The 24,707-nt window shown below is 30.2% G+C and carries 27 protein-coding genes; 4 read left to right on the forward strand and 23 right to left on the reverse strand.

From position 1 onward, the window contains the following. A partial coding sequence (istA, locus tag OWK30_RS05675) for an IS21 family transposase (RefSeq protein WP_423324422.1) occupies window positions 1-857 on the reverse strand: 857 nt, incomplete at its 3' end. 136 nt (window positions 858-993) lie between these two features. On the opposite strand from istA, the gene OWK30_RS05680 reads away from it, so the two are divergent. Next, window positions 994-1,320, forward strand: coding sequence for a nucleotidyl transferase AbiEii/AbiGii toxin family protein (locus tag OWK30_RS05680; protein ID WP_423324619.1), 327 nt, complete (start codon window positions 994-996; stop codon window positions 1,318-1,320). 319 nt (window positions 1,321-1,639) lie between these two features. Here OWK30_RS05680 and nusG read toward each other — a convergent pair whose 3' ends face one another. The 4 genes from nusG to OWK30_RS05700 all read right to left on the reverse strand — a co-directional run bounded on the left by nusG (window position 1,640) and on the right by OWK30_RS05700 (window position 4,335). Further along, the gene (nusG, locus tag OWK30_RS05685) at window positions 1,640-2,137 is read right to left on the reverse strand and encodes a transcription termination/antitermination protein NusG (protein ID WP_423324424.1); all 498 of its coding nucleotides are present in this window, start codon (window positions 2,135-2,137) and stop codon (window positions 1,640-1,642) included. An 11-nt stretch (window positions 2,138-2,148) separates the two neighbouring features. Beyond that, window positions 2,149-2,481, reverse strand: coding sequence for a DUF1634 domain-containing protein (locus OWK30_RS05690; protein WP_423324426.1), 333 nt, complete (start codon window positions 2,479-2,481; stop codon window positions 2,149-2,151). Then, window positions 2,478-3,302 carry a sulfite exporter TauE/SafE family protein gene (locus tag OWK30_RS05695; protein ID WP_423324428.1) on the reverse strand — a complete coding sequence of 275 codons (825 nt, stop codon included), beginning with the start codon at window positions 3,300-3,302 and terminating at the stop codon, window positions 2,478-2,480. The genes OWK30_RS05690 and OWK30_RS05695 overlap by 4 nt, the downstream gene beginning before the upstream one ends. Before the next feature lie 193 nt (window positions 3,303-3,495). Then, complete coding sequence (locus OWK30_RS05700) at window positions 3,496-4,335, reverse strand: zinc dependent phospholipase C family protein (RefSeq protein ID WP_423324430.1); 840 nt, start codon at window positions 4,333-4,335, stop codon at window positions 3,496-3,498. Window positions 4,336-4,894: 559 nt separating this feature from the next. On the opposite strand from OWK30_RS05700, the gene OWK30_RS05705 reads away from it, so the two are divergent. Continuing rightward, window positions 4,895-5,128 (forward strand): hypothetical protein, encoded by a 234-nt coding sequence (locus tag OWK30_RS05705; protein WP_423324432.1) that lies wholly within the window; start codon window positions 4,895-4,897, stop codon window positions 5,126-5,128. A gap of 33 nt (window positions 5,129-5,161) precedes the next feature. Here the strand turns inward: OWK30_RS05705 and truA are convergent, their stop codons facing one another. From truA to OWK30_RS05795, 18 genes are all read right to left on the reverse strand, one after another. Then, a complete protein-coding gene (truA, locus tag OWK30_RS05710) occupies window positions 5,162-5,899 on the reverse strand; it encodes a tRNA pseudouridine(38-40) synthase TruA (RefSeq protein WP_423324434.1) in 738 nt (245 codons plus the stop codon). 32 nt (window positions 5,900-5,931) lie between these two features. Next, window positions 5,932-6,681, reverse strand: coding sequence for an energy-coupling factor transporter transmembrane component T family protein (locus OWK30_RS05715; RefSeq protein ID WP_423324436.1), 750 nt, complete (start codon window positions 6,679-6,681; stop codon window positions 5,932-5,934). Then, on the reverse strand, window positions 6,678-7,694 hold the full coding sequence (locus OWK30_RS05720) for a DUF1786 family protein (RefSeq protein WP_423324438.1): 1,017 nt from the start codon (window positions 7,692-7,694) through the stop codon (window positions 6,678-6,680). Before OWK30_RS05720 ends, OWK30_RS05715 begins: the two co-directional genes overlap by 4 nt. 3 nt (window positions 7,695-7,697) lie before the next feature. Continuing rightward, a complete protein-coding gene (tatA, locus tag OWK30_RS05725; RefSeq protein WP_423324440.1) occupies window positions 7,698-7,910 on the reverse strand; it encodes a twin-arginine translocase TatA/TatE family subunit in 213 nt (70 codons plus the stop codon). Window positions 7,911-7,949: 39 nt separating this feature from the next. Then, entirely contained in the window at window positions 7,950-9,422 is a 1,473-nt protein-coding gene (lnt, locus tag OWK30_RS05730) for an apolipoprotein N-acyltransferase (protein ID WP_423324442.1), read from the reverse strand. Then, the gene (locus tag OWK30_RS05735; RefSeq protein ID WP_423324444.1) at window positions 9,404-10,975 is read right to left on the reverse strand and encodes an ArnT family glycosyltransferase; all 1,572 of its coding nucleotides are present in this window, start codon (window positions 10,973-10,975) and stop codon (window positions 9,404-9,406) included. Before OWK30_RS05735 ends, lnt begins: the two co-directional genes overlap by 19 nt. 16 nt (window positions 10,976-10,991) lie before the next feature. Then, window positions 10,992-11,279 carry a lipid-A-disaccharide synthase N-terminal domain-containing protein gene (locus OWK30_RS05740; protein ID WP_423324446.1) on the reverse strand — a complete coding sequence of 96 codons (288 nt, stop codon included), beginning with the start codon at window positions 11,277-11,279 and terminating at the stop codon, window positions 10,992-10,994. Next, window positions 11,272-11,994 carry a glycosyltransferase family 2 protein gene (locus tag OWK30_RS05745; RefSeq protein WP_423324448.1) on the reverse strand — a complete coding sequence of 241 codons (723 nt, stop codon included), beginning with the start codon at window positions 11,992-11,994 and terminating at the stop codon, window positions 11,272-11,274. The genes OWK30_RS05740 and OWK30_RS05745 overlap by 8 nt, the downstream gene beginning before the upstream one ends. Further along, window positions 11,981-13,477 carry a sensor histidine kinase gene (locus tag OWK30_RS05750; protein ID WP_423324450.1) on the reverse strand — a complete coding sequence of 499 codons (1,497 nt, stop codon included), beginning with the start codon at window positions 13,475-13,477 and terminating at the stop codon, window positions 11,981-11,983. The genes OWK30_RS05745 and OWK30_RS05750 overlap by 14 nt, the downstream gene beginning before the upstream one ends. Beyond that, entirely contained in the window at window positions 13,470-13,607 is a 138-nt protein-coding gene (locus OWK30_RS05755) for a hypothetical protein (protein ID WP_423324452.1), read from the reverse strand. Before OWK30_RS05755 ends, OWK30_RS05750 begins: the two co-directional genes overlap by 8 nt. 5 nt (window positions 13,608-13,612) lie before the next feature. Next, window positions 13,613-14,197 carry a phosphoribosyltransferase family protein gene (locus OWK30_RS05760; protein WP_423324454.1) on the reverse strand — a complete coding sequence of 195 codons (585 nt, stop codon included), beginning with the start codon at window positions 14,195-14,197 and terminating at the stop codon, window positions 13,613-13,615. Beyond that, on the reverse strand, window positions 14,175-15,095 hold the full coding sequence (locus OWK30_RS05765; protein ID WP_423324456.1) for an ABC transporter permease: 921 nt from the start codon (window positions 15,093-15,095) through the stop codon (window positions 14,175-14,177). Before OWK30_RS05765 ends, OWK30_RS05760 begins: the two co-directional genes overlap by 23 nt. A gap of 2 nt (window positions 15,096-15,097) precedes the next feature. Then, on the reverse strand, window positions 15,098-16,156 hold the full coding sequence (locus OWK30_RS05770; protein ID WP_423324458.1) for an ABC transporter permease: 1,059 nt from the start codon (window positions 16,154-16,156) through the stop codon (window positions 15,098-15,100). Then, window positions 16,146-17,663 carry an ABC transporter ATP-binding protein gene (locus tag OWK30_RS05775; protein WP_423324460.1) on the reverse strand — a complete coding sequence of 506 codons (1,518 nt, stop codon included), beginning with the start codon at window positions 17,661-17,663 and terminating at the stop codon, window positions 16,146-16,148. The genes OWK30_RS05770 and OWK30_RS05775 overlap by 11 nt, the downstream gene beginning before the upstream one ends. A gap of 54 nt (window positions 17,664-17,717) precedes the next feature. Beyond that, window positions 17,718-18,776 (reverse strand): BMP family ABC transporter substrate-binding protein, encoded by a 1,059-nt coding sequence (locus OWK30_RS05780; RefSeq protein WP_423324462.1) that lies wholly within the window; start codon window positions 18,774-18,776, stop codon window positions 17,718-17,720. A gap of 323 nt (window positions 18,777-19,099) precedes the next feature. Then, complete coding sequence (locus OWK30_RS05785; protein ID WP_423324464.1) at window positions 19,100-19,471, reverse strand: hypothetical protein; 372 nt, start codon at window positions 19,469-19,471, stop codon at window positions 19,100-19,102. Window positions 19,472-19,511: 40 nt separating this feature from the next. Continuing rightward, window positions 19,512-22,616 (reverse strand): molybdopterin-dependent oxidoreductase, encoded by a 3,105-nt coding sequence (locus OWK30_RS05790; RefSeq protein WP_423324466.1) that lies wholly within the window; start codon window positions 22,614-22,616, stop codon window positions 19,512-19,514. A 33-nt stretch (window positions 22,617-22,649) separates the two neighbouring features. After that, complete coding sequence (locus OWK30_RS05795) at window positions 22,650-23,390, reverse strand: 4Fe-4S dicluster domain-containing protein (RefSeq protein ID WP_423324468.1); 741 nt, start codon at window positions 23,388-23,390, stop codon at window positions 22,650-22,652. Between the two features lie 279 nt (window positions 23,391-23,669). On the opposite strand from OWK30_RS05795, the gene OWK30_RS05800 reads away from it, so the two are divergent. Both OWK30_RS05800 and OWK30_RS05805 read left to right on the forward strand, forming a co-directional pair. Continuing rightward, the gene (locus tag OWK30_RS05800; protein WP_423324470.1) at window positions 23,670-24,287 is read left to right on the forward strand and encodes an ArsR/SmtB family transcription factor; all 618 of its coding nucleotides are present in this window, start codon (window positions 23,670-23,672) and stop codon (window positions 24,285-24,287) included. Then, the gene (locus OWK30_RS05805) at window positions 24,284-24,700 is read left to right on the forward strand and encodes an arsenate reductase ArsC (RefSeq protein ID WP_423324472.1); all 417 of its coding nucleotides are present in this window, start codon (window positions 24,284-24,286) and stop codon (window positions 24,698-24,700) included. The genes OWK30_RS05800 and OWK30_RS05805 overlap by 4 nt, the downstream gene beginning before the upstream one ends. Window positions 24,701-24,707 lie beyond the last annotated feature (7 nt).

The raw sequence follows: 24,707 nt of genomic DNA on the forward strand, positions 1-24,707 counted from the left end.
AGCTCTTTAGACTCTTTAGTAAAAAGAAGAAAAGGGCTCACATTAGTAGTTTGATTGGTTTCTGAGTTAACTTCATCACTCAATCTATCAATAATTTCTATTAACTCTGCTTCATCAGAAAATTCATAATTATAAGGGATTAGCCTGCTTAGAAATCTGTTTGATGCTTCTACCTTCCCTTTGGTTTGTGGACTTTTTACTTTGCACCTTCTTACTTTGAAATTAAAATCTTTAGCAAACTGTAAAAAGGTGGGGCTAATCTTTTTAGTCTTTGGATTTATTATGGCGCTCATATTATCTATAAGTATTTCTTGAGGAACACCGCCGTAGTATATAAACGTATTTATCAGACACCTTATTACATCTTCTTCTGTTTTAGTCTTACTATATGTAAATTTATGCATCCTTGATGCTGATAATACTGTGTTAAATATATTAAACTTAAACTCCTCTCCATTTCTGGAGACCATCTTTATATCTTCTTTGAAATCACATTGAAGCTGACGACCCAACTCTGTCTCAAAACGGGGATAGCCTATGCTCTTTTTATCACCTATCAAATTGTGCTTTCTCACATAATAATCAAAGTTGGAACGGCTTCCTATATTGGGGTCTTTGCGTAAGATAAATTTATACACCCCCGTTATTGTTGAGCCTGGCAAAGACAGTTTCTCCTTGATTTCTTCACGATATTTGTCAAGGACTGATCCTCTTTTTCTTTTCTTAGCTTTTTTAAAGCCTTTGTCATATTTGGATATCGTTTGTCTTGATACCCCATACTTCCTTGATAATTCGCTGTAGTTAGGTTTCATGCCCAAACTCCTTAGTTGTCGTAATGCTAATTCAAAATCCTTCAACTGAATTACCTCCGACTTTTTTACCGAAGGTAATTCTAATTTTATTTTGTAAAACTGTTAACTTTTACATTTGCATATCTGTTATATTTTATATTAGCATTAACAATTATCTAATGGATGGTGTAATAAGTCAGCTATAGTAAATACTTTTTGTCTGGAAAAGTTGCTTGCAACAAAGTTAAGAGCACTGTATCAAAGAAAAAAGGGAAGAGATTTATTTGACTTATACTATGTTTTAAGGAATAGAGAGGTTGATATAGAAAAGATAATATTCTGTTTTAAAAAATATATGGAACATGACGGTAATAATATTACAAAAAAAGATTTCATTAAGAATTTAGATAATAAATTAAACGATGCTGATTTCATTGGTGATATTTATGCATTGCTTGTGCCAAATATCCAATATAACTGTTCAGAGGCGTATTTTTATATCAAAAAAAATCTGTTAAATTTCTTGTGATAGTTAATATTAATTTTAAAAAAATATTAGAATTCTACTATTGATCATAGATGCAATTTATACTATATTAACAATAAGATAGATGAAAGGAGTGGGTAAAATTAAATTGGGTAACATTTTGGGTAACGGATATTTTTCAAATGTGGTATTTACAAGAATTATCAATAAGATAGTTCCTGCTGTTCGAGTCCGGCCCCGGGCATTTTCACAAAATTAATATACTGTTTATAATAACAATGAACTATAGGATATAGCAGATTTCTCAAAAGTTTATATCAATAATAAATTAATATGAATTGGTTAGTTTATCCTCTAGAGATTATTTCTTTGTTTGCAAACATAGTTCGTCAATCTCAACTTTTAGCTCACCACTGATGGTTTTTAATAAAATCAGTACCCTATCCTTCGGTTTTATCTTCTCAAGAAAAATGGCTTCAAATCCTTTAAAAGGCCCATCAGTAATATAAACCTTATCTCCTTTTTCATAATCTTTATTTAAAACCACAAATCCATCTTTCATCTGATCTTTGATATATTCTATAATCTCTTCAGGTACTTCAGCAGGATCACCTTCATCACCGAGAATGACTTTACTAACTCCCCTTGTATATCTAACCAACCTATAATCTTCAAGTTCAAACCTAACAAAAAGATAATTAGGAAAAAGCTCTCTTGTTACCTCTGTAAGTTGACCAACAACCCTTTTTTTCTCTTTAAATAAAGGTTGAAACACTTCATATCCAGCCCTTTCCAAATAAAATTTGGCCAGTTTTGATGATTTGGGTTTACAATATACACAACGCCATTTTTTCTTCATAAAACCCCCTTTTAACTAATAAAAATGTAAATACCAAAAACTAGAAAAATCATTAAACACATAAAGGCACTTTTATAATCACTTTTCTTTAGGAAATCAACAAACATATATAAAACAACTAGTATGGGTGTAAAAATTATTACGTGTATCGCTAATAAAAAAAATGAAATTGTTTCCAAGTTTAATATTCCCAAAAATATCTTTTTTATACCATACCATTGAATATAAAGGTCAAAACTTTCATCTTTTAAAATAAAAATAATTAAACCCACAATCATTAAGGAAATTGATATATAAACTCCTATTTCATAAATTTTTGCAACTTTTTCTTTTAAAGTTTTCAACGTACCCCCCTATAAAACATTTGAAACGCTATAACAATCAAAAATATTGTAAAAAGAATTTTTATTTTACTGTCTTTTAATTTCGGAAAAAACCTTATCCCTATTTTAGAACCCAAAAATACACCTAAAACAACAAATGAAGCAATTACTGGATTAATAAGATTCGTTTTCAAATACACAACAGATGCCGCTGCTGCTGTAAGAGTCATCATAAAATTACTAGTAGTTGTAGCTACCTTTATAGGTATTTTGGAAACAAGATTCATAGCTGGAACTTTAAATACTCCCCCTCCTATTCCAAGCATTCCAGATAGTAAACCAGCAATACCTGAAATTGTAGATGTCAAAAGTAGATTAACTGGCATATAATAGATTTCTTTATTTAATCTCTCATCAAAATACTTTCCAGAAAAAATACTTTTTTGTTTAGAAAAAAAATTAATTTTTTTTTCCTGACCACCACTTTTTATATTCTTTATATAAAAATAAGCTGTTATTAAAAGAACAGTACCAAATGAAATAAACAAGTATTTTTCACTAATTGAAACTGAAATAATTCCACCTATAATGGCAAAAATTGTTGTAACAATTTCAAGAAACAATCCTAATCTTAAATTAGTTATACCTTTTTTAACATAACTTGCTGAAGCATTACTACTTGCAAATATAACTGAAACAAGGCTCGTGGCAATGGCTACATGAATAGGAATATGAAAAACGAGAGTTAAAACAGGTACAATAATAGAGCCTCCACCAATACCTAAAAAAGCGCTTAAAAGTCCTATTATAAAGCCACTTATAAATAATAGTACAAAGAACATATCAAAACATTTACAACATTTCAGCTAATAAATCAAATAATAACCATTATTCAAGAAGGATAAATAAAAAAATAAGTTCTTCATAACCAAAAAATCGATTAACAAACTATTACAATGCGACATTACTATACATTGAACAATACCTTCCTACTCAAACAAAAATAACTTAAATAATTTAAGTTATTTTAAAAAATTAATGGAATTCAGGTTTATGAGTATCTAAAAAAAGATAATTTTTATCATATTCACGCAACTTTTTCTTACCTATATCATTTTTAAGAATATCTCTTTGTAATCTAGCAACTGACATTCTCTTTTTACCACCAGGATCATATTTAATAAGATTGAAAAAACCTTTCTCAACAGCATTTTTTGCTACAAAATATGCCTGTTCACCAAAGTAAGAACATCTATCCTCAAACTTTTTTACACGAAGCTTTTTTATTTTTTCAGCAATCTTTGCAATCCCAAAAATTCTTTGATACATTAATCCTTTTTTTAAGAGGTTAACCTGTTTATCAAAGTATTTTTTGTCGACATTAAAGGTTTTTAAAAAAAGGTTTCCATCTTCTGAAGCATGATCCAAAAGATATCTTAATGTGTAATATACTTTATTACCATTAATTGATTCTTCTGCATATTCTACTAAAAAATGAGAAAACAATCTGTTTTTACTTACCAATAAAAAGTTATGAGGAACAAAATAATTATGTGCAACAATATCCGCAGAAAGATGCGCAGCATAACCATGCACAAAAGATCTTTCATAATCACTTTTTGCATTTTTAAAAAGTTTAGACACTGTATTCCAACTATGTGTTTCAAGCTGTTTCTTAAATGCAGACAAATCTTTAAAAAGATTAAAAAAATCTGGAAATATATTACCTAGTAAAAAATTAACCGGAAATTCTTTAATCAAACTAAAACTCGTGCTCTCAAGAATTTTTAAGCCTATAGTAACATGTGTTTCAAAACCCCAAGCAAAAGCAGACAAAGGAAAAATCAAAAAAATTAAAATTATTTTTAATACCATACTTAATAACTTATCCTTTCTAAAAAAATATTCAATGTTTAATACTACTTTTCACTTTTTCAGTAAAAAATAAACATTTATAATAAATTTTTATTACTTATTGTAAATATTCTAAAAAATTGGGAAATTTCCATAAAAAAATTAGAATAAGTTATTATTCACAAATTAGTTGGCGCTTTTTTAGTATTAAATAATTAGTCCACTAGAAATTATCTTTCAAAATAATAAGCTAACCTATGTATCTTTCCTGGAGTCACCCCCTTTTTTTATAAAACCTTGCTTGAAATTGTTTATGGGATAACATATTCTGGGTTCAAATTCCCATAAAACCGCCATGGACGGCGGTTTTTTTAGAGGAACTTAAATTTACCTCAGAGCAAAATCGGATGTTTTGCGAGACTGAAGAAAATGTTCTTCCACAAACAATAACGTATAAATATTTGAAATATGACATAAATTAAACTAGCAATAAAAAAATGGGGTGATTCCAATGCATCTTTCTACTTGAAATGACCAGCATTTTAATTATAATAATTAAAAATTTCACATGGAGAGTATAATGAAAAAACGTTACTTTGAATTAAAAAAGATAGTAGTTGAAATGAATGATTCTTACGAATTTTTAACTGTAGGAGAAAGAGAAGATTTAAAAAACTATCAAAAAGAAATGAATATGTTAAAAAGCAAATTAAGTGATAAAGAGTTAGCCTGGGTTGATGAACGCTTTAAAGAATGGTACGAAAAATATATAATGATGGAAACCCTTGTATTTATCAAACCAAAATCAGGTTAAAAAACATTGTCTTCTATATATAAAATTTATCTTTTAATAAAAAACCTCTTTTAAATAAAGACCATGGGGAGGAGCAGTCCTACCTGCCTGAGATCTATCACGACTTTCAAGTATTTTTCTTATTTTAGCTACACCACCTTTATCAAGATAAATATCTATTACTGTACCAACAATATTTCTTACCATATTATGTAAAAACCCATCAGCATTTATTTCTATATTAACAAAAACATCTTCTTTTGAAATCTTAATAAAGTTAATCTTTCTCACTGGATTTTCAGGAACACTTCTTTTAAGACACATAGCACTAAAATCTTTTACCCCAACAAAACAGTTCATTAGTTCTTTTAACTTTTCTACATTTAATTCCTCTTTAATCCACCACGCCCTATTCCTATAAATCGCTGAGCGTATTGGTTGATTATATATTTTATACAAGTATGTTTTATTTTTTGCAGACTTTTGAGCATGAAAATTATAACCTACATCTTCCACTTTTTTTATAACTACATCATCAGGTAACATACTGTTTAATCCCATTAATACTGACATATTTTCAAGATACCTGGAAGCAGAAAAATGAAAAACTTGCCCTAAAGCATGAACACCTGTATCTGTTCTACCTGATCCCACTATTTTTATCTCAGTTTTATAAATTTTTGACAGCGCATCTTCTATGACTTGTTGTACTGTTCTTAAATTTTTTTGTCTTTGCCAACCAAAAAAATTAGAACCATCATATTCTACAACACATTTTTTCCTAACCTGCACAGAAAAACCCCTTTATAAATAATTCAGCAATACTACACATAAAAAGCACAAATAAAAATTAAAGACTCAATAAATAGAAAAAGTAAAACATCCTTTTTACTAGGTTTAGATACTTTCAAAATATTTTCCCAATTCCGATCATACATTAAAGTAATAGACAGTTGTTCAGAATAATAAAATATTCTATAAAAAAGTGGTATTAAAAAATCATCTAAACTTATCAAATTTTTTAAAAAACTCTTTTCTTCACCTCTGATTTTCTGGGCAATTCTAATCTTTTCACTCTCTTCAAAAAGCAAAGGAATAAATCTCAAGGCTATAATACTAGAAACAGCAATATCTTTTATATTTACTTTAAAATACTTCAATGGACGCAATAAAAAATAAATTATTTTAACAAAATCATAAGGTGGAGTAGTCACAGTCAAAAGAGATGAGATTAAAATAATTATGAAAAACCTCAAAGTATATATTATACTAAACTGCAAATTATTAAAGCTTAGCCGAAAATCCCCAGCACTTGTAAAAAAAAGCTGGAAAAAAAAAGTAAACAACAATAAAAAAACAAAAGGTCTAATAGATTTCAATAGTATTAAAATATGTATTTTTGATATTTTTGATATAACCAATAGCAAGAAAATATCAATAAGTAAAAAGTAAATATTATTTGATACCCCTACTAACAAAATCAAGCTCATTCCAACACAAAATTTCAAAAGCGAATGAAAATCATGAGTTACTGAATCTTTAGGCAGATATCTTCCAAAATAAAGCTTATTCATACCAACGACTGTTGCATAAGTAATCCTACACAACCTGTAATCATCACATCCCCAAAAGGGTTTGCAAATTTCACTTTATCATTCTCATAAAATAACTCTTTTCTTCGTGGACCTGTTACAAAAATATCTATCTTATCATAAGATAAGTCTTCTATTTTAAAAAACGTGTGCGCACCATGCCCATTATCATCAAATATTTCATCATGTGATAAACTATAATCAACCATTTTTTTCAAAAAATGTATCAGTTTTTCTGTCGTCAATTGCGACGTATGGTGCTCCAAAAACGCCGAAACATTATAATTACCATCCACAATTGCTGCAAAAGTATGTCCGTTTCCTACATCTACAGTTATTACTGGAAAATTTTCTGTACAAAAAGTAGCCCCCAAAGCAGCAACAACCGATGTATCCGAAATAGCAAAATTTTCAATGCCAAGATCATAAAATTGATTTCTCAGAGAATTCCATCTTGTAAAGTTTTCAGGAATTTTATCTTTAAGTTCAAACTTAGCATCTTTCAAACCATTTTGCAAAAAACTTTTTAAAAAGTCGATACGTACTTCTCTATCAGATACCCCTTTACAAAACCCATGATCCTGCACAGCTATCAACACCTTATCAATACTACAATGACATCTACTTTCAATAAAGTCCAAAACTTCTTTATCAACTTCCTTCAAAAATATATCTGGATTCAATACATCTTCCACAACAATAAAACCATCAGCTTTTACTTCATCGAGATTATCACTAATTGTCCTAGCGGCCTCTTTGGATATAAATACTTGATTATCTTTTAAATGTTTTTTTAACGCTTTATTTATCAAACCACCACCCACTGTGTACCCACCAACAAAGATATCACCTTTTAAACTAGATATCTTTTTTGAAAAATATTTAGTAGGAGATGGTAATATTAGTTTTAAATAATTCTCAGCATTCCTTTCTGTACTATCGTATAATAGTAGGTCAGATGTACCTAAACCTATATCAATTGCTAAAACCTGCATTTATTACGCGTCTTTATCTTCCTTTTTCGCTTCTACCTGTTTTTTATCTTCCTCAGGAGTTATATCCACAGCATTTTCAGCTTCATTTGCTGCCTTTTTAAAATTTTTAATAGCCTTACCAAGTCCCTCTCCTATTTGTGGTAACTTACCTGCTCCGAAAATTACAAGTACAATCACTAATATGATCAGAAGTTCTTGTGTCCCTAACCCAAACATAAATTACCTCCTTATTTTTTAGCATATCTACTCTTTTTATTAAAAATTATCAATATGTTTTCTTTGTTTTTTCTTTTTAATTTCTACAACTACACCCAAAATAATAAAAACTATGATCCACCAGTATGTTATCTTACTATATAACGTTTCTCCACTAATTAAAGATACTTTACACTTTAATATTCCTTTTACGCCAACAGATAATAATCTTATATCACTATTCACAGGATTAATACATGCAGATATCCCCGATTGCGTACCTCTTATCACTGGTTTGTAAAACTCATAACTCCTTACAACATCAATAGCAAAATGCTGTTTTCTACCATTCGAATATCCAAACCAACTGTCATTTGTAAGAAATACTAAAACATTAGCTCCTTTTTCCAAAAATCTTCTTATAAGAAATGTATACGCTGTCTCATAACATAAGGGTGTAGCATATTTTATGCTATTATCATTAAAAATGATATATTCGTTACCAGGTGAAAAATCTTCCGCATCCTGAAAAAAATAATATTCAATAGGTCTTAATAAATTCTTCAATGGAAAATACTCACCAAAAGGGACTAAATGGATTTTATCATATATAAATATTTTTTTATTTTTTAGAAAGAACACACTGTTATAATATTTCTTCTTTATTTCATTTTCATATCTTAAACAGCCAAAAATCAAAGATTGATTTTGCACAAAATTCTTCAAATAATCGATTAATTCTTTTTCATCATTACAAAAAGTTGGAAAAACTGATTCAGGCATAACAATTAAATCGACATCTTTTATCTCAGTTTTTCTCAGCAATCCCAACACATCACTTATAAGATCATCCTTTTTTATAGGATCCCACTTTTCTTTTTGACTATATGCAGGCTGAATTACTACAACTTTTATATCTCTTGTTTCTTTAAAATCTTTTACAAAATAATATCCAGTTAACACAAAACACAACATGAAAAGAACAGTAAAAAATAAAGGCAAATATTTTTTTTCAAAAAGTAGCTTAAACAATGCTAAATTAAATAAAATTATAAGAAAAGAAACTCCATACTCTCCAACAACTGAATATACATATTTAAAAAAAAGGTTATTGTATTGAGTTAATCCTAAATTCAACCAAGGAAATCCAGTAAATAAAAACCCTTTTGCAATTTCTAATATAACAAATATTGACGCTAACAAAAAAATATTAAACTTTTTTTTAACAAAAACAAAGAAAATGTAATAATACAAAGATAAATAGAGAGAAAATGCAATAAGTATTAATAAACCCACGGTTTTAGGTGCATTACCAAAGTCACTAATTGTAATTATAATCCACTTTAACGCAAGTACATAAAATAACAAGCCAAACAGGATGGAAGGAAAAAAAAATTTATTATTATTTCTTATCGTAAACAAAATAGGAATAAACGCTATAAAAGCAAAAGGATAAAAATCATAACCTGGTGTAGCATAAAAAAGTAAAATTGCAGATAGAATAGGAAAAATTATTATTCTGATTGTTTGCATAGGTATGCACTTTGCTTTCGCTGTTCATATATTTTTCTACAAATTACATTAAATTTCTTTTGAAAAATTCCAATCCTTTTAGGCCTACTAACTAGAAAAAAACTTTTATTGTTTCTAATAAATTCGTTTATCTCTCTATCATCAGTTAAATAAAACTGTTTATAATTATCATCATTTTCAAATTGAACTTCCCTTTCTTTCCCATATGCTATAACAGCTAGTTTATTTCTATAAAATGAAATAGAAGGTATAAAATCTTTGTACACTAAAACATTTAATTTTTTTTCTGGATCAAGCTCATTAATTTTAAAAGTCATCAATCTATATCCCTTTATACTGGGGCCTATTGTAGGCAAAATCATATAGATAATAAAAGATAACGAAATTATAGAAAAAGACACAGACTTAACAAATTTTTCATTATTTAAATTTATAATTACTGGTGCAAGCGTTAACATCACTAAAATACCATATAAAACTATAGTCTTTTTGTAAGGAAAAAGCGGTTTATAAAAAAAACCGCTAAACATTAGTACAAATACAATCAATATAAGAAAAACAAGAGAAATATATCTGATAATTTTATTATCATATTCTTTAATCCCAATATAAGCAAAAATAGATGAAATTGGAAATAATGGTAAAATGTATGTGGCAAGTTTGCTTTTAGCTATACTAAAAATCACAAAAGGTACAATTATATATGTAAAAAATACTTTATAGATTGTATTCATTTTATTTAAATTAAACATTCCTTTTAAAAAATAAAAAGAATATGGAAGAAAACCTCCAATAAATACTAAAATAAAAAAATAAAATGGTTTATAACGATGGAATCTATTGGTAGCTACCCTATCTATGGTTTGCACTTTTAAAAAATAATTTAGCAAATCTGGGTTTTTAATGATTACAACTATATACCAAGGCAACGATATACTAATAAATAATATAAAAGCAATTATTACTTCAGATATCTTAAATACTTTCCTATGATTCTTATCAAAAACTTTACCTATATAAAAAGGTAAAATAGTAAAAAGAAAAATTATGGGACCTTTGGTCAAAAAACCAAACCCTAAGGCTAACGCATAAAAAATCACATTTATCAATTGTTTTTTATAATAAATTTGTCTAAATAAAAAATATTGGGCTATTACAGTCCACATAGTTAGATATATATCTGTGGAGCTTATTCGTGAAATTACTAAAAAAAGAAAACTTGAGGCATAAATCAAAGCAATATTAAAACAATCATCATCTTGCTTGAAAAAAATCTTAGATATTTTGAATAAAAAGAAAATAGAAACAACAGCAGCTAATACTCCAAAAAACCTAGCACCAAATCCATTTATTCCAAAAATTTTCAAACCAGCTGCTATCATCCAGTATGTAAAAGGAGGTTTATGAAAGTGTTTTATACCATTGAATCTAGGCTCAATATAATCTCCTGAAACTACCATTTCTCTCGCAATTTCTGAATATCTAGCTTCAGTAGTTTCAAAAAGAGGTATAAATTTTATAGGATAAATAAGTATTAAAAAATAAAGTAACAAAAAGAAATAAACTCTTTTATTTTGATTCATTAAGTTTTCTTTTCCTTTCTTTGTGTATAAAATATAGGTTCCTTGTATATATTAAAAATCCAGTTGATTGCCCAACAATAAACACAATATCTTTACGCATAATTGCATACGTGAGAAGACATACACTCCCAACTAGACTAAAATACCAAAAAGCAATAGGAATAACACTTTTTTTCCTCTTTTCACTATAAATCCATTGAACAAAAAAGCGCATAAAAAAGAAAAATTGACCAGTAAAACCAATTGTTAGCATTAAAATTTCTGTTTTATACATTTTTTTCCTTCACCCTTATTTTTAAGTGCCTCTTAATCATCCATCTCACAGCAACAAGATCATATAACCCTTCTTTCGCTCTTTTTAAGTTAGTATATTTTGATTGTCCAAAGGCTCTAGGTCTGTGATTCACTTTAACTTCAATTACCTTTGCACCTTCAAGCCTCATTAAAGTTGGTATGAAACGATGTAACCCTCTGTACATCTTAATTTTTTTCACCATATCAGCTCTCAGTATTTTTAAAGCACAACCTGTATCTTTAATCGTTTCTTTTGTCAACCAATTTCTAACAAAATTACCTATCTTACTCCCTATCCTTTTAGCCAAGGTATCTTGTCTATTATATCTCCAACCATTTACCACGTCATACTCTCCATAATATTCAAGCATACGCGGTATATCTTTAGGGTCATTTTGGAGATCGGCATCCATAGTAATAATCACATCACCTTTTGCATTCTGAAAACCAGCAAACAAAGCAGCTGATTGACCACAGTTTTTTTCAAAAGAAATATATTTGACTCTATTATCTAAATCTGCCAGCTTTTTTATTATTAAAAGGCTGTTGTCAGTACTTGCATCATCCACAAATAAAATTTCATAATCATAATTCAATGAATTTGCAACTTCTGTTATTTCCTCATATAATCTTTTAATATTTTCTTCTTCATTGTATACCGGTATTACATAAGAAATTGTATTAATCATTCTCATCTCCACAAAATTTTGGTAGATAAATTTTAAAAGTTGTACCAACCCCTTCTTCGCTAATTACTTCAATCTTACCATTATTGGCATCAATAATTTCTCTCACAATAGAAAGCCCCATACCTGTACCTTCTTTCTTAGTAGTATAAAATTCATTAAAAATTTTTTCTTGAACATCTTTAGGGATGCCCACTCCATTGTCAATAAACTGAAAAACTATAGCATCCTCTAAGCATTCAACTACAAGTTTAATACTAGCATCATCTTTACCTTCAACAGCATCAATAGCATTTTTTATTAAATTTATAAAAACTTGCTCCAATTGTATTCTAGATATTTTTATTCTACAACCATTCCATCCACCAATCTTACTGATTTCAAGTTTTATGTAATCTTTATCAAATAAAATTCTTCTGGCATAAGTTTCAATATCCTCCATAAACTGTTCCAAGTTAATAAGCTCAACATTGTTAGGTGAATATTTAGAAAAACGAAGAGTTTGATCTATAATTCCTTTTATCCGTTCTGCATCAACAATTATCCCTTCCACTAATTTTTTTGTATGAGCATCACCCATTTTCTTACAATAATGCAACAACAAGTCAGTATTTATCATTATCGAATTCAGGGGATTTTTTATTTCGTGACTTATAGAAGCCATAAGCTGTCCAATAGTTGTTAATCTATCCACATGTAGCATATTCCTATGCATCGTGTCTATCTTATAATTAGCTTTTTTTAAAGAATGAACCATAAAATTAAAATATTTTGCTAACCTTTCAATTTCATCTCGAGTTTTTAATTTAATATTTATATTAAAATTGTTTCTCGCAACTTCCTTCATTCCATTTTCTATTATTTGGAGAGGATATACAATTAATCTATTAATTAAATATGATAATAGTCCTGTAAGAATAATTGAAAAAATAACTAATGTCACTATTACTTTTGTTACTTCTTCACTCATAAGTTTTGTTATTCTATTCACATCAACATTAATGTTTAATACTCCAATAATTTTCCCATCATCTATATGACACCTATTACAGGTCTTTACGTTCTTGTAAGGTTTATAATAAGAATAAAATGTTAAATGTTTAGTTTTAATTAATTTCAAAGCTTCTCTTTCCAAATAATTATCATATATTGTGTTTATATACTCTTGGTTGTATTTGGTAGCATAACTAGAATAAGAGCAATTAATATCTCCATTTTTACCAAAAATATGTATTCCTAATATATTTTCATCTTTACTTAATCTTTGGATTAGCTCTTTAACAGCATCTTTATCCCCATTTGCCATAAAATTATTTATTGCTCTATCAACCATTAAAGGTAGCGTTTTCACATAGTTTTTCACAATTAACATCGATTTCTTTTTTACATTAGACGCTAAATATATACCTATTAATACATTTAGCACTAAAAGAATAATAAATATTATAAGTGTAATTTTTATCTGTAAATTTACATAACGTCTTTTATTCATTGTTAATTCTAATAGAATTAATTACCTTTTCTTCCAATTCTACTATTATATCATCGGTATTATCAAAGGTCACAATAAATTGATAAAATACATCATCTTGCGTAATTAATCTACCTTTAAACCCCACCATCCTCACTAACTCTTTGATTCATTATTTTCATTTAGTATACTTTTTAAGTCATTAATATTTAATAAACAAATAATATCGTCCCTATTGCTTTTATTTATAACCACACATTTTGCCAAAACTTCAGCACCTGCCTGTTTACATATGTCTTCCACTGAATTTAATGTTGAACCTTGAGCAAAAAAATCGTCAACAAAAACTATTCTATCACCTTTTGACAAAACACTTTTTGCTACAAAAAGCTCAGTTTCAGATTGTTTTGTAAAAGAATAGCTCTTACTATAATAAAAGGAATCCATAGTTATAGGTCGTTTTTTCTTTGCAAAAATAAAAGGTTTTTTTGTTAAATAGGACAAAACAGATGCAATTGAAATCCCACTACTTTCAACTGTTAAAATTTTATCAAAAATTATATTTGATAAACTTTCTTTAAAATAAATTACAATACATTCTAAAACTTCGGGCAAAATTTGATGATTTAAAAAACTTTGCACATTTATAATATCACCATTAATTTCTGCGTTTTCTTTAAAATAGTGATAAAATTTTTTTCTGCAATCTATCAAACTATTACCTTCTATCCTCTCTGTCATATGAAAGCCCCAAACCCTCAGGTTCTACTTTAGCACCCTTTTCTAATCTAATTGTTGCAAAAACAAGAACAATAATAGTAAATAAATAAGGTAACATCTGTAAAATATGAGCAGATACATTAGTACCTATAGCTTGTAACCTTAACTGAAGCGCATTAATTCCACCAAAAAGATACGCACCAAACATTGCACGATAGCAATACCAAGAAGCAAATATAACGAGAGCTACGGCAATCCATCCACGACCTGCACTCATATTTTCAATCCATAGCGGAGTATAAGCCAATGATAAGTATGCACCTCCAACTCCAGATAACCCTGAACCAAACACAGTTGATAGAAATCTTACTTTATAAACATTTATACCTGCAGTATCAGCAGCACCCGGGTTTTCCCCTACCATTCTAATTTTTAAACCAAGTTTTGTCTTAAACAAAACAAAAGACATCACAATAACTGAAATATAACTAAAATATACCAAAATATCCTGATTAAAAAATACACCTATTATTGGGATATTTCCCAATAAAGGGATCTCTATTTTTTGAAATCCATTTAAAGGGATACCTATCATTTTTTTCCCAAAAAGTGACGTAACTCCTATTCCGAACATTGTAAGAGCCAAGCCACTTACGATCTGGTTAGCTTTTAAATAAACCGTTATCAAGCCATGGATCATGCCGGCTAAGGCAGCAAGAATAAAAGCAGCTATAACTCCTAAAAAAAGATTACCTGTAATATGAGAAACATAAAATCCCCCCAAAGCCCCAATTAACATTAAACCTTCTACACCTAAATTTATGACCCCACTTCTTTCTGTTAAAATTTCTCCTAACGTTGCATAAAGAATAGATGTACCTGCTCTAATTGTTGCATCTAACAAAATTTCAATCATCATTGCTATTTTTCTCCAAAACTAATACGGTAATTAACGAAAAACTCAGAAGATATTACGAAAAACAAAATTAAACCTTGAAAAGCATTAATAAAAGCCACTGGAAGTTGATAATTTATTTGTAAAGCATCATTTCCAACAAACAATACGCCCATTATAAAAGAAACCAACAATACCCCTAACGCACTTCTTCTTGCAAGCCATGCCACTATTATTGCTGTATAACCATACCCTGGAGATATTCCATGTTGTAACCTATATGTCACTCCAGCAACCTCACTAAAACCAGCAATACCAGAAAGTAGTCCACTTATAAACATTACAATAATAACGTTTTTCTCATAATTTATACCTGCATATTTAGCAGCATTCGGATTATTACCAATTACTCTAATTTCATATCCCCAAATTGTTTTTTCAATTAAAATATAAAATAATACTACAAAAACAAGAGCTATAAAAAAACCTGTATGCAATCTAGTATCAAAATAATATCCAAGCCTAGCCATATCAGGAAATTGCTTTGTAAGTGGGAAGTTAAATCCTTTAGGATCTTTCCACGGCCCATATACCAAATAATCCACCCACAAAATTGCAATATAGTTCATCAATAACGTCACTATAATTTCATTTACATTCCATTTAGCTTTTAAAAAACCAGGAATCATACCCCAAATACCACTAAATATACCCGCAGACAAAAACATTGCCAGCAACATCAAAAAGTGATTGTTTATTGGATAATATAACGCAATTAAGGATGCTCCAAAAGCTCCAATATAAAGTTGTCCCTCTGCTCCTATATTCCATAGCTCCATTTTAAAAGCCAATGCAACTCCAAGACCACAAAGTATCAGCGGAGTAGTCTTAACTAAAGTCTCACTAAAACCATAAAAAGAACCCAACGACTCCACAAACATATCTTTAAACACATTATAAGGATTCAACCCATTTGCATATAAAAAAATCCCTACAACTATAAAGGAAAGTAAAATTGCAACAAAAGGTGCTATCAATAAAACACCCCTGTTTTGTTCGCTCCTTTTAGTGATTTTAATTCTCACTTTTATGCCCTGCCATTAATAGTCCTATTTCTGTTATTGAAGTTTTTTCAGGATTTACAATTCCAATAATCTTACCTCTAAAAATCACACCAATTCTATCTGACAACTTAAAAAGTTCATCTAAATCTTCTGATATTAAAATTGTTGTAACCCCCTTTTCCCTTTCTTCAAGTAAAACCTTATGTACATATTCAGCAGAACCTATATCAAGTCCTCTCGTAGGATACAAAGCTACAAGAATCTGAGGATGTTGAGACAATTCACGGGCAATAATAACTTTTTGTATATTACCACCGGACAAAAACCTCACGGCTTGATTTAATGAAGCCACTTTTATATCAAAATTTCTTATCTTCTCTTCTGCATTTTCTCTAATTTTTTTAAAATTTAAGAAAAAACCTTTTCTAAATTTATCATCCTTAAAATTCTTTAAAACCAAATTTTCTTCAACACTCATATCAGGAGCTATACCCATTGTCTTTCTGTCTTCAGGTATATGTGCAATACCTGCAATATATTTACTTCTAGCACTGGAATAGGTCATATCCAGTCCATTTATTTCAATTAAACCTTTCTCCACCTTTTTTAATCCCGTCAAAACCTCTGCTAAAGCTTTTTGGCCATTACCAGCCACACCAGCAATTCCAAATATTTCGCCTTTAAAAACTTCAAGACTTAATCCATCTAAATCAGACAACCCCTTATCATTCCTCACATGTAAATCTTGTAGCTTAAGTATAACTTTTTTATCAGCTGGTCGTTTTTTCTTAGTTAATACAATTTCTTCTTTTCTCTCAATCATTAATTTAGCAAGCATATTCTCGTCAAATTGACCTTTATCAAGAGTTTTTATTACCTCACCTTTTTTCAAAATCGTCACTCTATCTGAAATATCCATCACTTCTCTCATCTTGTGAGAAATAAATATTATAGATTTACCATCTTTTCTTAACTCATATAAGAAATCAAATAGCTTTTCACTTTCTTGTGGAGTTAAAACAGCAGTAGGCTCATCTAAAATAAACAATTTACAATCTCTTAAAAGTAACTTTATTATCTCAACCCATTGTTGTTTACCTATTTCTAGCTTCCAAATAGGTTCATCAATAGAGATTTTTAAATTAAATCTTTCTATAATTTCGTTAATTCTTTTTTTTACATTATAGCTATTTAATATCATTGGTGGATTGTTTACAGAAAAAAACAAATTTTCATAAACTGTGTGGTTTCTAACCAACATAAAATGCTGATGAACCATTCCGATTCCAAGTTTTAATGCATCTGCCGGTGAATCGATAGTAACCTTCTCGTTTTCCCAATAAATGTGACCACTATCAGGTCTATAAAGACCTGTTAAGATATTCATTAAGGTACTTTTACCTGCACCATTTTCACCTAATAGAGTATGTATTTCTCCTTTTTTAACATTAAAGGATACTTTATTATTCGCAGTTATTTTACCAAACTTTTTTGTTATTTCTTTTAATTCTAATAAAATATCTTTCATAATTTAATATCAAAAATTTAGGGGAGCCTACGCTCCCCCAGGAATTTTGAATTTTTATTTAGGAATAACTCCCTGCACACCTTCAACGAAAAAGCTCATTCCTAAAAGTTCTTTATCACTAAATATTTTCCCTTTCGGTAATATAACCCTACCATTTTGATCTTTAATTTCACCTTCAAACACTTTGAACTTTCCACTAATAATATCATTTTTTACTTTATCAACAATTTTTTTCACGTCAGCAGGAACTTTATCACTAATTGGCGCTAATTTTACTGCCCCCTTATCCATCCCCCACCATATTTGTTCGCTTTTCCAAGTACCTGTATGAACAGCATTTGCTACATATTTGTAAATCGCAGCCCAGTTCCAAACAGGAGCCGTTAAAAAACCGTTGGGTGCATATTTCCTCATATCTGAATTATATCCTATAACAAATTTCCCCCTAGCCTCTGCAGCCTGTAATGTTGCTGGAGTATCTTGATGCATTGCCAATACATCTGCTCCCACATCTAACAAGCTTTCTGCAGCATTTCTTTCTGTCCCAGGATCAAACCATGTCTGAGTCCAGACCACTTTTACAATAGCTTTTGGATTAACTTTCCTCACTCCAAGAGTAAAAGCATTAATACCTCTGATGACTTCTGGAATCGGATGGGCAGCTACATAACCAATTATGTTGCTTTTTGTCATAGCACCTGCAATCATTCCAGTAAGGTACCTAGGTTGATACATTCGGCCAAAATAAGTCCCTACATTTTGAGCCGTTTTATACCCTGAACAATGCATAAACACCACATTTTTAAATCTTTTGGCCACTTCAAGAGTTGGATCCATAAACCCAAAACTCGTTGTAAAAATAAGATTATGACCTGTTCTTGCTAACTTCATAATAACTCGTAGTGCATCAGCTCCCTCAGGAACCGATTCAACATATGTAGTTTTTTTCACATATGGTAATTCCTCTAAAGCTTTCCTCCCTTGATCATGTGCATACGTCCATCCACCATCTCCAACAGGTCCAACATAAACAAAGCCAACTTTTAAATCCTTACTCCATCCCAAAGATAACAAAAACATGAAAATTAACACAGATAAAAAAAGTTTCTTCATAACTCCTCCTAAACACAAAGATTCTTATTATTCACAAAAACTCTTAACCATCAGTTAGTTACTAATAATGCAACAGCTACCTTAAAACATGTAGTTTATACCAGCAATACTATAAAAATTCCACCAGTTTTTTTTATAAATATAAAAAATATTAAATCATAGAAATTATATCAGAAGAAGTGTCAACCAATCGTTAACCATCATTTCGCAACTTTAACTTACTCAAAAATTATCTAAACTAATATCAAGATAATTCATAAGTAATCTATTCTCTTATACCACTATCATAGTTTTTCACACTACAGCTTTCATAGTGCAACTTTTTAACATCCCCACTCTCTTTCTACTTCAATTTGAGGTAGAATTTTGTATTTTTTTTCAATATCTTTGCCACCAATATCAATTTTAATAATTACATTATCCCCTTCAAAACATTTATTTTCAAGCTTTAAATAGCTGTTATTTCCAGAAGCACTATATATACCTTTGTTAACCGTAATCCCATTCATCTGGAATATTTGTAAACATTTATTGTCGATACTAATTTTAAAATCAGTTTTTTTATGAACAACAATTATTACATTTTCTAATTCATGAATTTCTTGAGGAAATTCAAAATCTTCATTTTCACTTAATCCCAACAAAGGTATTAGTAAAACAAATAATATAATTTTTATACATATAATAATTCGCATATTTCACCCCAAAAAAAGAGGGGAAATTACTCCCCTCAAATTATGCCTTAACTACTTTTACATGTGTATCATAAAAGGAAGCACTACCACCAATTTTGTCTGTTAGACACATGTTTTTCAGTACAGGATCAACAAGCATCGCAGCATTTGGACAAAGTCCAGTCGCTCTTCTTTTATCCCCTTTAATAACTTTTCCATCTACTACAACATCGTATGAGCCGTATGCCCAATGTCCATAGTGCCAGCTAATTGCAACAGTTCCTGGCTTGATCGCTTCACTCACTTTTACTTTACCAATCATCTCAATTTTCATACCATTTTTCAAATCCCATACACCATTAGGGTTAGTTGATGAAATAATTTTTGCTGTATCACCATCATTCAAACCGAGTCTATCTGCATCTTTACTATTCATCCATATAAAGTTTTCATCAAGATACAAGTCTAGCATCCAGTAGTCACCTGAAGTTCTGGACTGTCCACCTGTTATCTCTTTATAACTTATCAAATGTAAATCATACCCATCCTGTTTTAAAGGTCTATCAAACATGTCAGCAGCAGGTACATAAACTGGATAACCATAAAATCTTTTACCTGTCATAGAATCTCTCGTTTGCGCAACACTCTCCACATAAAGACTTATATCTTTTTTGTACTGATAAGCCAGTTTATCACCCTTATGTGCTTTACTTGTATGCTCAAATCTTCCACCTCTGTTCAATACATAAACAATCTTCTTCCAGTTTGGACTCTCCTTCACCTTAGCTACATCAAAAGCAGCTTTTGTTAAATGTTTTCTAGCGTTGAAGAAAATATCAATCTCTTTTGCATCAGCATCTGGAACAGGTGTTCCTTCCATAGCAATATTCTCAGCAAGTTTTAGATAAAAATCTTCTTCTCTGTAATTATCTAAACCAGGGCCAAATCCATCTTTACCAAAACCAGGTAACTTCAGTTGCTCAGCAATTGCATACATCAATGTTTCCATACCAAGATGGACTTCCTGACCATATACCTTAGCTTTATCAGTCATAGGATTTACAACAGGTTGTCTGATTTTGGAAACTTTCACTGTGTTGTCAGGTGTTGGATGTGAAAATCCCCATCTTTCCCATATAGCTTTATCTGGAAAAATGTAATCACAATACATAGTTGTTTCACCAATAACAATATCACTACCAATTAATAGAGGTATCCTATTAACATCTTTAAGCAATTCTATAAACACATGACCAGCTGGAGAAGCAAACGCGGGTGTACCTTTATGTATCATAAGACATTTTACATCATAAGGATAACCATCATATGCTGAAGGTATAATCTCTTGATAAACATTCCCGGTAAAAGGGTAAAATGGTCTTTTAGCTGGATATCCATTGAAAAATGTTGTCTTTTCATATTTTGTTTTTTCACGAGTTACAGGATATCCAAATGTCCCAAGTTTATTTTTAACAAGTTTTTTCATATTAAAAGGATTACCTTTTTTGCCACCATACTCATGCCAATGTCCACCACCTACAGAAAGACCACCAGCCCAATCAACATTTCCTATAAGTAAGTTAAGAGCTATTATTGCTGTTGCATTGTAATACCCATTTGTATGTTGAACTGGACCACGATAAAAATCTATAGCTGCCTTTTTACCATAAGATGTAAATTCTCTTGCTAATGTAATTATTTGCTCAACTGGAACATCACATAAATCAGCCCACTCTTTAAGAGTTCTTGACTTTGTAGAATCATAATAAATCTGAAACGCTGATTTTACCCTTATACCGTTTATTACTGTATCTACAAAAAGATCTCCAAAGACAGCATCCCCTTTCTTCTTACCAGCAACAGGCTTTCCATCTTTCATAACAACAAAATCACCAGATAAACCAATTTCTGATGGCTTAAGGATAGCACCTGGGCCATCTTTTTCTATTTTCACAAGCCATGTTGAATTTGTAAAGGTTGTCTCATTTATCGTATAAGCTGCTTTGTAATTTGCCGCTGATAGATATTTCTTATCATATCTCCTGGTCTCAATAATGTATCTACCCATTGCAAGAGCAAATGCTGCATCAGTCCCTGGCCTTATTGGCACCCAATAATCAGCTTTTGCAGCAGTCTTAGACATACGTGGGTCAATCACTGCAATTTTCATATTTTTTTCAGTATAACCTGCAGTAAGCTTTTCAGATATAGGTGGTGGACCAAAATTGGCTTCAAAACCACCTGTACCAAAATAAATAACAAATTTACATTCCATCAAATCTGGTTTTAAATGATGTTTACCATTAAACATTTCACCAAAACCAATATGGTGAGATTGTTCACAAATTGTGGTATGCTCATAGAAATTTACTGAACCAAAACAATCTTTCATAAATCTCTTCATAAATTCTTTACGGCCATGCTCAATACGACCTGCCATAAAAACAAATTTGTTGTTGTAAGGCCCTGCATCCGGATGGTCAGGATTTGCAAATAAATCCATTTTACCTGCGTACTTTGACTTAAAGTCTGACCAGCTCATTTTCTTTTCTGCAAGAGCTTTAGTATCTTTTGCCATCTGCTTCATAAGTTTTGGATCACGCACTTTGAAAATATCTTTTAAACCTTCAACCCTTCTATTCTCTTCACCTGGCACATCTTTAAAAAGGTATCCACCTTCAACAATTTCTTTTACAGCTTGCTCAAAAGGAATAGCTTTCCACTTATTTTCACCTCTCTTACCAGCTCTTTTTAAAACCTTCACAATTCTATATGGATCATACAATGTTTGCACACCTGCTTGCCCCTTAGGACATATTTTACCATCAATTCTTGCAGCTACATCCACTGGAGTATTGTAAGGTAAATTTTCATACATATTTTGAGCAGAATATGGATTACCATCTATTTTATGTAATACACCATCATAAACCTTACATTTAATATTACATGCTGTGTGACACTGCAAACAAACAGAATAAATTACATGCTCTGGTTTTGCTAACACATATTTTGAAAGTTCACCTTTCTTTGACATCTCATCTAACTTTTTCTGAACACAGCCAAGCTGTGACATAAGCATAACAGAACCACCTAAAAAAGCAGACGATTTTAAAAAGCCTCTTCTATTAACCTCTATTTTATCCACAATAGATTTTTTACTCATAAATTACCTCCACATTAAATATTTAAAATTATTTTATTCATGACATTTTTTACAAAGCTCTATATCATCAGCTACATATTTTGTAGTAGGTTTTGTACCTTCACCCGCAAGGAACGTATAAACATTCGACTCTTTTGCTTTTTGATATACAAGACTTTCCGGATCATTAATATCACCGAAATAATTTGCACCACCCAAACATGTTGTCACACATGTAGGAAGCATGCCCATCTCAAGCCTATGAAGACAATAATGACATTTTCTACAGCTACCTATTGGTAAATTCTCACCAACCCTTCCATATTTATGACCATATTCAAAAATTGGTCCTTTTTCATAGTCCATAATTTTTGGGGTACCTTTAGTATAATAATTACCCTTATCAACTGATATAGCTGAATATGGACAGGCATCAACTGCTGCACCACCACAGCTTTGACATTTTGAATAATCAATGACAACGATGCTATCTTCTCGTTTGTAAATTGCACCAGCTGGGCAAGCTTTAATACATGGGGCATTATCACATTGCATACAAAGTCCAGGCATAAATATTCTCATAACATTTGGGAATTCCCCGTCTTCAGCTTCTTTCACCCAACGATAATTTACACCTTCTGGAGTTTTATTTTCAGCTTTACACGCCACAGAGCACGAATGGCATCCAGTACATTTTCTAACATCCACCAACATAACCCACTTTCTTTTGTTAGCTGGTTTTAAAAGCGCTCTTTCCAAGTCCTTTTGCATACGCAAAATTATAGATTCGCTCATAATTTAACCTCCTGAAATTAATCACTTTAAGAATATGCATATTTCATGCCAAAATATTGCGAATAAAAATCCTTTATTATGAAAGATAATTAAAATCATCATGTAAAGTTTCTTATCATAATCGTTCAATTTCTTTACATTTGAACTCTATCGATTACGTATTGACATATCGTGATACATAGATATATTTGCCGCCATGTCTATGGAAAAATTTTTGAAAGCAATTTCTGACAAAAATAAACTAAGGATTTTAAACCTGATTAATTATCAAGGTCAATTATGTGTGTGTGTGATCTTGAAAATGTTTTAGAATTAAAACAATCAACTTTGTCCACACACCTCTCTAAATTGAAACAAGCAAATATTTTAGTTGATATGAAAGATGGTAAATGGACATATTACAGAATAAATGAACATTTAGAAAAATCAAAAAAAATTATCCTCAATGAAGTGCTAAATAACTTTTTAAAAAGTGAAACTGCACTTACAGATTTAAAAAAACTTTCATCAAATAAAAATAGCTGCATACCTGCAAAAAAGATTTTAGTGGTAGATTATGACAATTCTTTATATAGTCAAATTATTGAAATCGAATTATCAAAAAAAGATAACATAACCTGTGTAAGTGCAGGAATTGCACCTGCTCCAGAGGTAAATCCTTTAATAAAGAAATTATATCCAAAAGAGTATGCAGAATTAAGATTTTTCACCAAAAATGTAAGTAACTTTAAAAAATATTACTTTGATCTTGTCTTAATTTTAAAAGACTTTGATAATATTGAAAATTTAAATATTAAATTTGGTCAAATTGAAACTATCAATTTGAATGATATAAAAAATCTCAAACCAAAAGATATGAGAAAAAAACTGATTGAAAAATGTGAGGTGTATTTATGAAAAAAAAGCTTCTTTTTTTGTGCACAGGAAATTCATGTAGGAGTCAGATGGCAGAAGGATACGGGAGGTTATACCTTGGTGATAGATTCGATGTTTATTCGGCAGGCATCGAAAAACATGGACTCAATCATTACATGATAAAAGTTATGGAAGAAGATGGTGTGGATGTAAGCAATCACTACTCAAAAACTCTAAATGACCTTAGTGACATTGATTTTGATGTGGTAGTTACAGTTTGTGGCCATGCCAATGAAACATGCCCAGCTTATCTTGCAAAAGCAAAGATCATTCACAGAGGATTTGAAGATCCTGTAAAGGCAATAGGAAGTGAAGATGAAATTCTTCAAGTTTTTAGAAAAGTTAGAGATGAAATAAAAAATTATATTAAAAACGAACTGAGTAAATTGATATAGGAGAAAA

This window comes from Deferribacter abyssi, assembly GCF_049472655.1.
GTDB classification, from domain to species: domain Bacteria; phylum Chrysiogenota; class Deferribacteres; order Deferribacterales; family Deferribacteraceae; genus Deferribacter; species Deferribacter abyssi.

Bases quoted from the DNA above. Each gene is read 5' to 3' on its own strand.
- OWK30_RS05720 (WP_423324438.1), bottom strand. From the start codon at position 7,694: ATGCAGGTTTTAGCAATTGATATAGGTTTAGGTACATCTGACCTACTA.
- OWK30_RS05805 (WP_423324472.1), top strand. From the start codon at position 24,284: ATGAAAAAAAAGCTTCTTTTTTTGTGCACAGGAAATTCATGTAGGAGT.
- nusG (WP_423324424.1), bottom strand. From the start codon at position 2,137: ATGAAGAAAAAATGGCGTTGTGTATATTGTAAACCCAAATCATCAAAA.
- OWK30_RS05790 (WP_423324466.1), bottom strand. From the start codon at position 22,616: ATGAGTAAAAAATCTATTGTGGATAAAATAGAGGTTAATAGAAGAGGC.
- OWK30_RS05750 (WP_423324450.1), bottom strand. From the start codon at position 13,477: ATGAATAAAAGACGTTATGTAAATTTACAGATAAAAATTACACTTATA.
- tatA (WP_423324440.1), bottom strand. From the start codon at position 7,910: ATGTTTGGGTTAGGGACACAAGAACTTCTGATCATATTAGTGATTGTA.
- OWK30_RS05745 (WP_423324448.1), bottom strand. From the start codon at position 11,994: ATGAGAATGATTAATACAATTTCTTATGTAATACCGGTATACAATGAA.
- OWK30_RS05715 (WP_423324436.1), bottom strand. From the start codon at position 6,681: ATGAATAAGCTTTATTTTGGAAGATATCTGCCTAAAGATTCAGTAACT.
- OWK30_RS05760 (WP_423324454.1), bottom strand. From the start codon at position 14,197: ATGACAGAGAGGATAGAAGGTAATAGTTTGATAGATTGCAGAAAAAAA.
- OWK30_RS05780 (WP_423324462.1), bottom strand. From the start codon at position 18,776: ATGAAGAAACTTTTTTTATCTGTGTTAATTTTCATGTTTTTGTTATCT.
- OWK30_RS05700 (WP_423324430.1), bottom strand. From the start codon at position 4,335: ATGGTATTAAAAATAATTTTAATTTTTTTGATTTTTCCTTTGTCTGCT.
- OWK30_RS05755 (WP_423324452.1), bottom strand. From the start codon at position 13,607: ATGGTGGGGTTTAAAGGTAGATTAATTACGCAAGATGATGTATTTTAT.
- OWK30_RS05775 (WP_423324460.1), bottom strand. From the start codon at position 17,663: ATGAAAGATATTTTATTAGAATTAAAAGAAATAACAAAAAAGTTTGGT.
- OWK30_RS05795 (WP_423324468.1), bottom strand. From the start codon at position 23,390: ATGAGCGAATCTATAATTTTGCGTATGCAAAAGGACTTGGAAAGAGCG.
- OWK30_RS05705 (WP_423324432.1), top strand. From the start codon at position 4,895: ATGAAAAAACGTTACTTTGAATTAAAAAAGATAGTAGTTGAAATGAAT.
- OWK30_RS05800 (WP_423324470.1), top strand. From the start codon at position 23,670: ATGTGTGTGTGTGATCTTGAAAATGTTTTAGAATTAAAACAATCAACT.
- lnt (WP_423324442.1), bottom strand. From the start codon at position 9,422: ATGCAAACAATCAGAATAATAATTTTTCCTATTCTATCTGCAATTTTA.
- OWK30_RS05740 (WP_423324446.1), bottom strand. From the start codon at position 11,279: ATGTATAAAACAGAAATTTTAATGCTAACAATTGGTTTTACTGGTCAA.
- OWK30_RS05785 (WP_423324464.1), bottom strand. From the start codon at position 19,471: ATGCGAATTATTATATGTATAAAAATTATATTATTTGTTTTACTAATA.
- OWK30_RS05695 (WP_423324428.1), bottom strand. From the start codon at position 3,302: ATGTTCTTTGTACTATTATTTATAAGTGGCTTTATAATAGGACTTTTA.
- OWK30_RS05765 (WP_423324456.1), bottom strand. From the start codon at position 15,095: ATGATGATTGAAATTTTGTTAGATGCAACAATTAGAGCAGGTACATCT.